Source organism: Vibrio sp. 1557, from assembly GCF_033340175.1.
Classification (GTDB): Bacteria; Pseudomonadota; Gammaproteobacteria; order Enterobacterales; family Vibrionaceae; genus Vibrio; species Vibrio alginolyticus.
Window position 1 is genome coordinate 449,668 of the sequence record NZ_JAWOVZ010000001.1, and the last position, 12,861, is coordinate 462,528.

9 protein-coding genes are annotated in these 12,861 nt (G+C 44.2%); 7 read left to right on the forward strand and 2 right to left on the reverse strand.

The genetic code is table 11. The annotated features are described in order from the left end of the window. Positions 1 to 113 precede the first annotated feature (113 nt). The 7 genes from R7070_RS01995 to tssG all read left to right on the forward strand — a co-directional run bounded on the left by R7070_RS01995 (position 114) and on the right by tssG (position 8,918). The gene (locus tag R7070_RS01995; RefSeq protein WP_182015864.1) at positions 114 to 2,114 is read left to right on the forward strand and encodes a serine/threonine protein kinase; all 2,001 of its coding nucleotides are present in this window, start codon (positions 114 to 116) and stop codon (positions 2,112 to 2,114) included. Then, positions 2,101 to 3,675, forward strand: coding sequence for a type VI secretion system protein TssA (tssA, locus tag R7070_RS02000; protein ID WP_182015866.1), 1,575 nt, complete (start codon positions 2,101 to 2,103; stop codon positions 3,673 to 3,675). The genes R7070_RS01995 and tssA overlap by 14 nt, the downstream gene beginning before the upstream one ends. Positions 3,676 to 3,701: 26 nt before the next feature. Continuing rightward, positions 3,702 to 4,208, forward strand: a complete 507-nt coding sequence (tssB, locus tag R7070_RS02005; protein WP_005373381.1) for a type VI secretion system contractile sheath small subunit — start codon at positions 3,702 to 3,704, stop codon at positions 4,206 to 4,208. An 8-nt stretch (positions 4,209 to 4,216) separates the two neighbouring features. Further along, complete coding sequence (gene tssC / locus R7070_RS02010; RefSeq protein ID WP_005373378.1) at positions 4,217 to 5,692, forward strand: type VI secretion system contractile sheath large subunit; 1,476 nt, start codon at positions 4,217 to 4,219, stop codon at positions 5,690 to 5,692. 61 nt (positions 5,693 to 5,753) lie between these two features. Next, on the forward strand, positions 5,754 to 6,164 hold the full coding sequence (gene tssE, locus R7070_RS02015; RefSeq protein WP_033906409.1) for a type VI secretion system baseplate subunit TssE: 411 nt from the start codon (positions 5,754 to 5,756) through the stop codon (positions 6,162 to 6,164). A 10-nt stretch (positions 6,165 to 6,174) separates the two neighbouring features. After that, positions 6,175 to 7,923, forward strand: a complete 1,749-nt coding sequence (gene tssF / locus R7070_RS02020) for a type VI secretion system baseplate subunit TssF (protein WP_042523535.1) — start codon at positions 6,175 to 6,177, stop codon at positions 7,921 to 7,923. Continuing rightward, on the forward strand, positions 7,920 to 8,918 hold the full coding sequence (gene tssG / locus R7070_RS02025) for a type VI secretion system baseplate subunit TssG (RefSeq protein WP_213897872.1): 999 nt from the start codon (positions 7,920 to 7,922) through the stop codon (positions 8,916 to 8,918). The genes tssF and tssG overlap by 4 nt, the downstream gene beginning before the upstream one ends. 54 nt (positions 8,919 to 8,972) lie before the next feature. On the opposite strand, the gene R7070_RS02030 is transcribed toward tssG, so the two are convergent. Then, positions 8,973 to 9,425, reverse strand: coding sequence for an Lrp/AsnC family transcriptional regulator (locus R7070_RS02030; RefSeq protein WP_005373369.1), 453 nt, complete (start codon positions 9,423 to 9,425; stop codon positions 8,973 to 8,975). Between the two features lie 31 nt (positions 9,426 to 9,456). Then, positions 9,457 to 12,846, reverse strand: coding sequence for a type VI secretion system membrane subunit TssM (gene tssM, locus R7070_RS02035; protein WP_167416124.1), 3,390 nt, complete (start codon positions 12,844 to 12,846; stop codon positions 9,457 to 9,459). Positions 12,847 to 12,861 lie beyond the last annotated feature (15 nt).

A 12,861-nucleotide genomic window follows, 5' to 3' on the forward strand; every position in this document is an offset into this window, starting at 1 on the left:
TAATAACTAAAATAATAGGCTTACTGTTTGTTTTAAATACCAACCTTGATACAAGTACGTTCAAGAAAATATTATTCAACTCTAATAATATTTATTCTATGAAAGAGTACTAAGTGTCTAATAATCAGAGTACAGCCAAAGGATATATCGATCAGTTGGTTGTTAAAGCTATTGAGAAAAAGAAACTGAATGAGCAAAGGCTAGCAGAAAAAAATAAGCCGAAGCTTGAGTACGTGCTTTTTTCACAGTTTGATGTATTAGACAAGCTTCCTTCTAAAAATGGTAAGACAACGGTTTACCATCTTGCAAAAAAAGGGCAGCCAGAGAAGCAAATCTGTTGCAAAGTTATCAATGATGACTCGCCAGAATTTGCGAGCAAAATGTTGATTAACGAAGCGAGCAGGCTGGAGCTTTCTCAACACCCTAGCGTGGCTAACTTTGTAAAAATCGGCAACGAATTCGAACGCCCATATTTGATGTACGAGTGGATCCAAGGTGAATCACTGGCAGAAAAAATGGAGCGTCATTCTTCTAAAGGCTTCCGCCACGACCACATCGCTTGGTTGGTGTATCAACTCGCTGGCGCTCTAGAGTTTATGCATACAAGAGGTATCTGCCATCTTGATATTAAACCATCTAACGTATTAGTGAGTGAAGGCGATTACGTTAAGCTCATTGATTTCGGCGCTGCTCGTTACATTGGAGAGACAGAACCTTACGCAGAAGCAAGCTTGAGCTACGCTTCCCCTCTTTATATAGAAACTGGCATCGCGGAACCGCAAGATGATGTTTACTCTCTCGCTTTGCTCGCTGGACATCTATTTTTAGGCTCAATATTTGGTGATGCTTGGAATAAGCAGTTAAAAGACCGAAAGCGTCCGGCTTTGATCCCGGCTCATATTTGGAAATTGCTGAAAGAAGTCATCAACAAACCAAGAGGGCATGGCTATACCGCTATTTCTTTTGCTCAACAGTTAGCGCGAATCGATACGCAATCAATTAGCTCAAATTCTAACGCACCAATTTTCAGTAGCTTGCGTAACGCGGACTTGCTGCTTACACACTGTAAGCCAAATGATAAAACGGCGTATGGTCGCTTTAAAATATTAGAGGCGAGCTTAGTGTTGAGTGTGCTGGCAACAGCAGGAAGTTATTTGTATCAACAGAATAAAGATCAATTGGATGCCATTTTTTCCCGAGGTGTCACTACTGTAACTCACGTTATTACGCCCTCTGAAACGGCTTCTTTTTTGGCTCAGCCTCCATGGAAAATCAAAGAAGAATTGTCTCAAGCTACTCAGAGTATTGATATGACAGAAGCTTATCGAACAGCATATCAAGCTCAGCAGTTAAGCCTCTCGAATTTATATGAAGAAAAACAGGCTCAGTTAACGTCGTATCAATCGTTAGCGGATGGCTTACCAATGGCATTAGTCGAATTACGTAAGGAGCTTGTCACCTTGCGAGAAACCCTTGTTCGTGACGGTGCTCTGTTTCCATATGCGGATGAGGCGTTGACTAAAGTGATGTCTGGGTTAAATGTCGCGTCTATCGATTCCATGAAAGTATCTGCCATAGCTGGCAGTCGAGATAAGCAGATTGCTCGCTTAATTTTAGATGGTGAAGCTAAGCTCGCAGAAAATGAAATGAAAGAGGCATGGTTATTAAACCAGTCACAAGCCTATTTCTACAACCAAGTCTTACCAAAGGCTGTGATGGAAAATATTAATGACTCCATCGATAAACATGCAGAGGCGCACTTTTACACCAAAGCAATTGAAGAAGCTGAATTAGCCAAAGCCTACTTCGGTAATACGCCAGAACTAGACAAAAAAATAAAGGATTTAATCGTCGCAAGAAGCGAATTTATTTTGTTTAGCACCGTGATGGAGCAATCCGTTTACGACAAACAAAAGCTACATGAATCCCTTGCCGATTTAGAACGGAATGCACCAAGTAAATTTACAGAAATCACGAAAATTCTAGATAGCATGGCGTCGGATGCGATAGAGCAGAGCCATCGATTATCTAAGCCAGCAAATGGCGCAATTGCGGTAGCGCGTGCGTTGAGAGATTACTTGACTGAAGGAGACGTGAATTTTGTCCAACATTGATATCGATCGTCTGCTTAATCCTATTTCTGATGAATCTCCAGTGGGAAACGATGCCCGTTACGAGTTTTGCTATGAAATGATGGAGTCCGAAGTGAAGAAATTCGGTTCCTTGTTTGGCGAAACAGTAGATTGGAGCGTGGTAAAAACGCACGCGACCGAAGTTCTAGAACACCACAGCAAAGACTTAAAAGCCATTTGTTACCTCGTTCGCGCGCTAACAGAAGAGTTTGGTCTGCAAGGCTTTGAACAAGGTCTAAAGCTGCTTAGTGAGGCGTTAAGTCGCTTTGGCGTTGAATTGTATCCTTCCCGAAAGCGGGGGCGAGATGGCGCGGTCGAATGGTTGAACCATCAGTTTAAACTGGTCAGCAGCAAGTTAGCGGAAAGTGCTCAGTCATGGGATTTGGTATCAAACTGCATTTCGATTATTGAAGAAGTGCAGCGCCAGTACGACGAGGTTTACCAAGACTCAGAAGCGGATTTCTTTGAGATTCGCACTCAACTCAATGTTTTATCTCAACAAGCGGCGGCTGATGAGCAGAGCGATGAAGCAGTCGTTAACGTCGAACAAGCGGCGCCTGCACCAGCTACGCAGCCTGCCGCCGCAGAAACGCCAGCGCAGAGTGAAGTGCAAACCGCACCGGTGAAGGCGGTTCCGCCGGCCCCTAAACCTGCGCCAGTTAAGAAAGCGGTAGCAAAAGAAGTCGATGTCGATACGGACTTCTCTTCGCCGACGGCTTCTAAGCGCACCTTGAAGAAGGTTGCGGAAGTCATGCTTCATGCGAACCCAAGTGATCCGCTGGCTTACCGGATTTATCGTCATCTGACTTGGGATGACATTGATGGTCTACCCGACCACCAAAATAATCAAACGCCTTTGAGCTTGGCAGTGTCGTCCGATCAACAAGCGGAATACCGAGATAAAGCTGAACAAGAAAGCGACATCGACACCATTAAGCGTTTGGAGCGCACATTAACGGATGCGCCGTTTTGGCTGACGGGCCATTACTTCGTGTATTCGATGCTTAATAACTTGGGCTTTGATGATGCAGCGCTTGCTGTGAAACAAGAAGTGACGCGTTTTGTTGAATCACTAGAGGGCATCGAGCACCTCTCATTTAAGAATTCTATACCATTTGCAGATGAAGCGACCTTGAGCTGGTTATCGACTCAAGATACTACTTCTTCGACTTCTCAACCCGTTGTTCAAACGGTTGTGATTTCGCAGGAAGACTCGCTGCCAGTGGAGGATATCACTCTAGAAAATCTAGGGGAATGTGCCGCAGAGCTTGCCCGCAAACTTGAGCTGGATAGCTCGGGACGTGGGCAGTTCATGCTGTATTTACAATTGATAGCAGCTTACCAGTCTGTTGGATTATACCCGTTGTGTTTGCCGTATCTTGAGAAGGGGTGGGAAGTACAAAAAGCGTTTAATCTCGCGAGCTGGGAACCCCACTTATCGTCACAGTTAGAAGACCTAATTCGAAAAACACTCCATCGGTTATTTGGAAGCAAGGATCTTCTACCTGAGAAGTATGAAGAGTGGAAAGCAATTTACGACTAATTAAAGAGTTAGATAAGGAACGAATTATGTCACGTGACGGCTCGGTGGCTCCTAAAGAGCGAATTAATATCCGTTATGTTCCAGCAACTGGCGATACGCAAGAAGACGTAGAGCTGCCGCTAAGCATGATGGTAGTTGGCGACTTTACTGCGCGTGCAGATGAGACACCAATTGAAGAACGTACTCCAATTAACATCGACAAAGACAACTTTAACGAAGTGCTAGAGGGCATGTCTCCAAACGTTAAAGTCAACGTTGAAAACCGTCTTTCTGATGAAGAAGGCGGCCAGATTGGTGTTGATCTGACCTTCCAAAACATGAAGGACTTCTCTCCTGAAGCGATCGCGAAAAGTGTACCTGAACTAAACAGCCTACTTGAGCTTCGCGAAGCCTTGGTTGCACTTAAAGGTCCTCTAGGAAACGTGCCTGCGTTCCGTAAGAAGATCGCATCGGTTCTTCAAGATGAAGAAGCGAGAAAGAAACTGTTGGATGAACTAAGCATTGGCAACGACCAAGACGCGAAAGAAGAGTAAGGGATATCATGTCTGCAGAAGCACAAGCGCCAGAACAAGAAGCAGCCTTAGTTGAATCAGGCTCACTTCTGGATAGCATTCTTAACGAAACACGTTTAAAGCCAAGTGATGAAGGTTTTGACGTTGCAAAACGCGGCGTAGAAGCATTCATCAGTGAGCTACTAAGCAGTTCGAACACAGAGAAAGTCGACCAATCTCTGGTTGATCTGATGATCTCTGAAATCGACCAAAAATTGTCTAAGCAAGTTGATGCAATTCTTCACAACGAAGAAGTTCAAGCGATTGAATCAACGTGGCGTGGCCTTAAGTACCTGGTTGATCACACTGACTTCCGCGAGAACATTCAAATTGAACTGATCTCTGCGAAGAAAGACGAAGTTCTTGATGACTTCGAAGACGCTCCAGAGGTGGTGAAGTCTGGCCTGTACAAGCAAATCTACACACGTGAATACGGCCAGTTCGGTGGTAAACCTGTTGGCGCCGTCATTTGTGATTACGCTATGTCTGCCTCTTCGCCTGACATCAAACTGATGGAATACATGGCGAACGTAGGCGCAATGTCTCACGCACCATTCATCACGTCGGCATCGGCTAAATTCTTTGGCCTAGACAGCTATGAAGAGCTGCCAAACCTAAAAGATCTGAAGTCTGTATTCGAAGGTCCACAGTACGCGAAATGGCGTGGTCTGCGTGAGCACGAAGATGCACGTTATTTAGGTCTATGTACGTCTCGCTTTATGTTACGTACGCCTTACTCTGTAGAAGATAACCCAATTAAGGCGTTTGACTACGATGAGCAAGTGACAGACAGCCATGATAACTACCTATGGGGCAACTCAGCGTACGCGATGGCGTCTAAGATCAGTGAATCATTTGCTAAGTACCGTTGGTGTCCGAACATTATTGGTCCTCAAAGCGGTGGTACTGTACAAGATCTACCGGTTTACAACTTTGAAGCTATGGGTCAAATCGAGACTAAGATCCCAACCGAGATCCTGGTTTCTGACCGTCGTGAGTATGAGCTAGCAGAAGAAGGCTTCATTGCGCTAACCATGCGTAAAGGTTCTGACAACGCGGCGTTCTTCTCTGCAAACTCTGTTCAAAAGCCGAAAGTGTTTGCGAATACGCCGGAAGGCAAACAAGCAGAGATGAACTACAAGCTAGGTACTCAGCTTCCTTACATGTTCATTATCAACCGTTTAGCGCACTACATCAAAGTGCTACAGCGTGAGCAAATTGGTTCTTGGAAAGAGCGTTCTGACCTAGAAATCGAATTGAACAAGTGGATTCGTCAATACGTTTCTGACCAAGAGAACCCGCCAGCGGAAGTTCGTGGTCGCCGTCCGCTTCGTGCTGCGAAGGTTGAAGTATCAGACGTAGAAGGCGATCCAGGCTGGTACAAAGTATCGATGTCTGTACGTCCTCACTTCAAGTACATGGGCGCAAGCTTCGACTTGTCTCTAGTTGGTAAGCTAGACCAATAACCCATTACTGAAACCATCAAGCAGCCAGTGAAGACTGGCTGCTTTTTTCGTAGGACCGCATATGGAAAAAGGTTACCGTCTTTTAGAGCGGATCGAGCTAGGAGAACCAAAAAACTGCTACGAGAAAGTGGTGTCTCATAAGCATTTGATTGAATCCATTCACTCGCATCTCGCTGACTTGTTGAATACGCACTCCGGCAACGCAATGATCGACAATGAGTATGGTCTGCCAGATTTTAACGACGTACTTTCTAACAACACAAACCTCGTTCGCCATATTCAAAAAAACATCACGTCAACCATAGAACGCTTTGAGCCCCGACTGTTTAATGTCGAGGTTCATTACCGTGAAGACCACCATAATCCATTACAACTCGGCTTTGGTATTCGCGGCGAAGTTTCCCATAACGGCGGTAAAGTCCCAATGTCGATCGATGTCTACATGGGAACCGACGGCCAATTTAACGTTTAGTAGGTGCCACTTGAGTAACAGTAAATACTTTCAAGATGAACTCACGTATTTACGCGAGTCGGGTAGTGAGTTTGCCAAATATCATCCGAAGTTAACTCACTTTCTCTCTGAAGGAACTTTTGATCCAGATGTCGAACGACTGCTGGAAGGTTTTGCTTTTTTGACCGGACGCATCCGCGAAAAGATTGACGATGAACTTCCTGAGCTAACGCAATCTCTGATGACTTTGCTGTGGCCACATTACATGCGTTCGATTCCGTCTTTGTGTATTAGCGAACTAAAACCGCATACCGGAAGTGTTACTGAGAAAACCGTGGTGAAACGTGGTGCGGAAATGGCCAGCGAACAGGTAGAAGGCACGCAGTGTTTGTTCCGTACTTGTTATGACGTCAATCTATACCCAGTTACGATTACTAACATCGAACAAACTAACAGCCGTACCAGTTCGATGATTGATGTGACGTTATCGACGGAGCATGGCCTGGAACTGTCTCGTATCGGTTTAGATACGTTGCGTTTGCACCTGCATGGTGAGATTCATATTACTCGCACTGTCTTCTTATGGCTGTTCCGTTATCTAGATTACGTCGAGTTGGATGTTGGTGGCGGCTACAAACATCGTTTAGGGCCAGAATACGTTAAGCCAGTCGGGCATGAAGAGGACGAGGCGCTGTTGCCTTACAGCAAAAATTCCTTTGCAGGCTACCGTTTGCTGCAAGAATTCTTCTCTTTGCCAGATAAGTTCATGTTCTTCGACATTAAAGGCTTAGAGTGGCTAAAAGGCATTCCACAGCGCAGTACGGTCAAAATCAAATTCCACTTTAAGCGTGCTTTGCCTTCAGAGGTGGTGCTTAAAGATAAACACTTAAGGTTGCACTGCACACCTGCCGTTAACTTGTTTGAAAAAGACGGCGATCCAATCCGTTTAGAGCATCGACGAAACGAGTACAAGGTGCGTCCACAAAGTAACACTCAAGAGCATTACGAGGTTTATTCCATTGAGCAAGTGGAGAGCTGGAGTAAAGACGAGCGTCGCCGAAAACCACTGATTGAATTTGAATCGTTTGAGCACCAAATCAACCAGCGTGATAAGAGAGAATTCTACAAATCCAAAGTGGGCGAGCGAGTAAGCGGAAGAGGGTTAGAGCGCTATATCTCATTCCATACTCACAATGGCGACATCGCGGATTTAGGGACTGAAACCGTATTGATGAAACTGCAATGCAGCAACGCGGATTTGGCAGAACGTCTTTCAGTGGGTGACATCACTTACGCGACCCACAAGTCACCAACGTATGCGACGTTTAAAAACATTACTAAGCCAACACAGTCAGTAAGTCCTCAGGTTAATGGTGAACTTCAATGGCAGTTGATTGCCAACATGTCGCTCAACTACTTGTCTTTGGCCAATATCGATGTGTTGAAAGTGTTGCTCTCGACTTACGACTTCCACTCTCGAGTCGATAGACAAGCCCACCGCGCGTCGATTCATCGACTTGATGGCATTATTTCTTCAGAGATGAAACCAATTGACCGCGTGTTCCGTGGCGTTTCTGTGCGTGGTAACCAGTTCAAGCTCGTGACGGACTCTAAGTTCTTCGTAAATGAAGGCGATATGTTCCTTATGGCCACGGTATTGAATGAATTTATCCGTTTGTATTCGAGTGTGAACTCCTTTACCGAACTAGAGGTGTTCGATGAAGCGACGGGCGAGGTTTACAACTGGGCAAGCCTAATCGGGCAGCAGACGATACTATGATTAACACACTTTCTGATAAGTCGAATGAGTTTAGTTTCTACCAAGCGGTGTTGCTGTTAGAGAAACACTACCAGCTGGAGCCAAACTCAAATTTTGTTGCCGTGGGCGAGAACAAATACTTTCACAAAGAGCGAATTGAGTTCAGCGTGTCGCCAAACCTGTGCTTTCCAAAGAGTGATATGGACTTTATTACTCATATGGAAAGAAACGGACAGCAATATTCACGTATTGAGACGAACTTTCTTGGCTTGCATGGTTCAAGCTCGCCCCTACCTGCGTCTTACACTGAGAAACTCGTCGGTCGTGATCCCGATGATAACCCAGTGAAGGACTTCTTCGACTTTTTCCACAACCGCTATACAAGCTTACTGTATCGTGTTTGGAAGAAATACCGATATCACGTGCAGTACAAAAGCGGGGCAAGCGATGCGTTTTCTGGGCGCATACTGCATTTGGCTGGTCTTTCTAGCGTTATGCAAGATTGCGAAGTCGCGGAGTTAGATCGAGCGAAGGTTCTGTCTTACGTGAACCAGTTATCTACGCGTACACGTTCACCTAAGCTTATTTCCGGTATTGTTTCGCACTACTTTTCACTGCCGAATGTGCGAATCGAAGAATGGGTTTATAGACGCGTAGAAATCGCTGAAAGCCAGCGTAACAAACTCAACCGCTCCAATTGTGTATTGGGGCAAAGCTTACACTTGGGACAAAGCATTGCGGATTTGAACGGCAAGTTTAACTTGTGTATCGACAACATTGATTTTGAAACGTTTAAGCAGTTTTCCTACGATGGTGAGTTACATAAGACGCTGGTGGGCTTGATGCGCTTTATTCTGCGTGACCCAATGTCGTGGGACCTAAAGTTGACAGTTAACCTAGACAGTATTCCAGAAAACAAACTGGGTAATGGAGAAGGGAACCAACTAGGTCAAACGTTCTGGCTAGGAAACCCAGGTGATAAAGACGCCAAAATTCGACTTATCGGAAGCATATAAGAAAGCCGCTCAACGAGCGGCCCTTTATGTTTTCCTCAAAGAGGTCAGAAAAGCTTAACGACTGATCGGCTGATGCAGTACAACGGTAGTGTCAAGCCTTTGAATGCCGTTAAATGATTCAATTTCATTACAAAGATGATGAATAGACTGCAGGTCGGGCGCTTCAATTAGGGCAATAATATCAAAGTTGCCACCAACAACGCTCGTTAAGCGAACCTCAGGGATTTCTTTAAGTGCATTCGTTACATCATTCTTCTTACCCTTTTCACAAGAGATCAGTAGATAACTAGCGGCTTTTCGCCCTTCATTTTCTACACGAATCTGTGCGGTATAGCCTTTGATAATACCGGTCTTTTCTAAACGATTAATTCTTTCTGCTACTGCTGTTCGAGACAAACCAATGTTTCGGGATAGATTTGCAATCGACTCTCGCCCATTCGACAATAGACTTGAAAGTATTTTTCGATCTAATTTATCTAAACCTTGTAAAGTCATGTTTGAAATCATGTGTTCTGCCTATTTTGTTTTTATATTGTTATTAAATCGACTCAGGGAGCGTAAAGTTATACAGCTCAGCAAGAGTGAATGGGTTTTTCTGTGTCAACGGAGTGATGCGTAAGCTCAAGTCCCTCCCTGACACTTTTATGTCACTGACAAAGCTGCCGTTATGAGTGTTTGTCAAGGTCGAGTCACCTAGCAATCTGTATATCGCCCATTGACCACTCTTATTTAAAACGTGCTGTCTGCCTTCATCGGTTACATCCTGGAGTGTGATACTAATATTGAAGTCACCATTTTGCGGTGGCCATGCCATTTCACGAATGCGGCTTGGACCGTGGTAGTAACTTATATTGGTATCTGCAATTTTTAAGCTCGCTCTAATCGCACTAGAATCAAGATCGAGTACTCTTGCACTAAACGGAATATGAACGCGGTTAGTGCTTTTATTAATTAATGTGTCTCGAATAACGTTATAGTTACGCAGTTGCACTAACAGAGCCGGAGAGATTGGCATCGTCTCGCCATCCACCTGTTTTGGCGTCCACAAATTGGTATCGTAGAACGGTGCAAAATTTTTCTGAATAAATGTGTCTAACAAGCCACCTGAAGCAAACAGTAATTCAAAATCTTCAATTGAGATTTCCTCGGTCGCTGTTAGATCAAATGGGTATCGTCCCAGCCCTATCTCTTTAAACTTGGTGTAAATCTCGCTGTACCATTGGGTTTGAATGCCTTTAGCGGACTCTTTAATCATGACTGACCAGCTTTGTTGAACCACATCTAACAACCAGCTACGAACGGGTTCCGGTGATTTTTGGGCAATCTGTTTAAGTTTGATTAATGGGTCAGCTTCACTGCTGTTCATTCGATGCTGAGCTGCCGCTAGCGCCGCCATTTGCGGGTCAGGTGCATCAGCGATGTCTTTCATATACGTGCGAACACGGCTTAACGCAGCTACGGTCTCATCCCAAGGAGTAGGGGAGTTTGGTGTTTCACTGACCTGAAGTTGGTTTAATAAGTGAAAAGCTTGTTCAACACGTTTCATCAACAAGTAATCAGGCTTAACTACTTCCTCTACTGCGTCTGATGCGGAGTCTGCCGCTGCCACGAGTTTCGGGTCTAGCTTAGAAATCAGAGCATTTTTTTCACCAACGGGTGAAAATTGTGTGTTGGCATAGACCTGCTTCAGTACGGTTGTCATTGGTGAAGAAGGGCCCGAGATTAAGTCTATCGCGTTCGTTAGATCGCCGACATTGTCATAGTTCTGGACTTTTAGTTCACTCAGCGCATTGCGCCAATTACTGATGTAGTCGTCAGTATATTTTTTACGTACTTCCTCTTTGAAGGCTTCTTGTTCTTCACTAGTAGGAATAACGTGTTGTGACAGACCTAAAACCCAGTTGTCACTGATGACTTGTTGTGACATTAGGTCCACGCGTGGTCGATAAAAAGTGCTAAAGCCAGTGGAGGTATAGATCTTATCTACGATCAAGCGTTCACTATCGATTGGTGTGTTGAATACATTGCTAAACTCAAAACCCACAGCTCGTTGCAGATCTAGGGTTCCTAAATCAATCGAATTTGCTTCGTTTAAAATGCCTGCATAAACGAGATCAACATTCGAATTTGCTAGCAATGAGCGACGTGTTGCGCGAACAAGATCCATATTGATATCAATTGGATCAAACTGCGTGCGAAAGTAAGCGTCCAAATAGCGCATCGCCTGATTGACGACGTCACTTTGGTTGCTTAAATCGTTCATCATTTGGAGAGTTTGATGACGCAAAAAACGGATATCACGCTTTGTTGGATCGTTTAGCATTAGATACCCCTTCAATAGAGGTAAAGCGCGTGTAAAAGTGTTTTGATTTTGTGTCAGTTGTAGACGGTAACCTTTCTCAATAAGAGGTATTAACTGTTGAGCAACGTCCTTAAGTAAAGCTTCGTAAGCGATGCGAGTGCTTTGATCCAAACGGCTAATGTTGAGTGGTAATATCTCTTCATCCAAAGCCTTAGAACCTTTAAGCCACGCCCCATAAGAAGGCTCTATTGCTTTCGTCGCCTTCGCTAAAAGCTCATCGAATCTTGCATCTTGCTCCACTTGTGATTTGTCATCGATACTCAAGAGTTGATTCATCACATGTAAGTTACTGTCTAATGTCGTGAAAAAGAAGTAACTGCCCCCAGTAAGCAGGATAATAGAGCCGAGTATTGCCAAACGGCTTTGTCTCTGAATTAGACGAAGATACGTCTTGTTTTCGCCCGCAAAGTCGCTTTCCGGCAATATTTGTGAATCAATCAGAAAGCGAGAGAAATAAGGCGTTTCTGTTAACTGAGTATGCTCTGACGCGATAATAGGTAAGTTGAAGTAATTACTACAACTTTTTGCAAGTAAATTGTACTTGCGACCGCCTTGCAGACTCGAACTAAAGAAAATCTCACGGATGTCTAGTGAATAGACACCGTTGTTAACATCACATAGACGCTCAAGCACATAGCTGACTTCAGACTGACATAGCTCAAACTGCTTAGGGAAAGCGAGTATTGCTTGTTTCTCATCAATGTCCGTTGAATTAGCGGATGCATCTAGCGCATTACTTTCAAGCACTCTCACTAGATTTCGATAGCTATCGCGGTAGTACTCTGCAAATACACCTTTGGCTTCTTTTAGTGGGATAGAGAGGAACTCAACACGTGTCTTGAGAGAGCTAAAGTGCATGTATTCTTTAAAGCCATCTAACTTGTCTAGCTTTGACATAATCAAATAGATTGGCAATGCTGAAGACGTTTTAGAGTTGATGGTACTCAAGCGCGCCAATAACGACGAAATGGTGTACTCTTTTTGCTCTGGCTCAGAGACGATCATGAACTCGAAATCGGTGAAGAATAGACACCCAGAAAATGGCTTTCGAGGTCGATGATGAATAACTTCTTCAATGAACGTATTCCATAAAGAAGCATCACTGCTTGATACTTCCTGGAACACTAAGCGTTGGTCTGGTTTGATGTATACAGCGCTGTCAGATTCGTACCATTCAAAAAAGTCATTCTTAGCGGTTCTAGTGCGATCCATCGGTTTAATTGCACTAGAATTAAATAAAAATTGACGTCGCCCTGACCCTTTATTACCAAGCATCAGGTAAATTGGTTTCTTGCCTGAGTTAGCAAGAAGAGGCTGGATAACCATAGAAAGTGCTTCTTCCTCGGTTTCCAAATGTTGAGCTTTAGCGTTGTTCTTTTTCTTCAACCATAATGTGAATTGAAAAGTGACGTAAACAATGGCGATAGCACCAAGGGTCAGCCAAAGATAAAGTTGATCGATTTCGTCAAGAAAAAGCAGATAAATAGTGGTGATAATTGCAGCCACTAAAAACATCAATATAGTAGAAATCACCACTGGATTTCTAAACAGTTTTTGTTTGAACATAAGCCTAAAACTTCT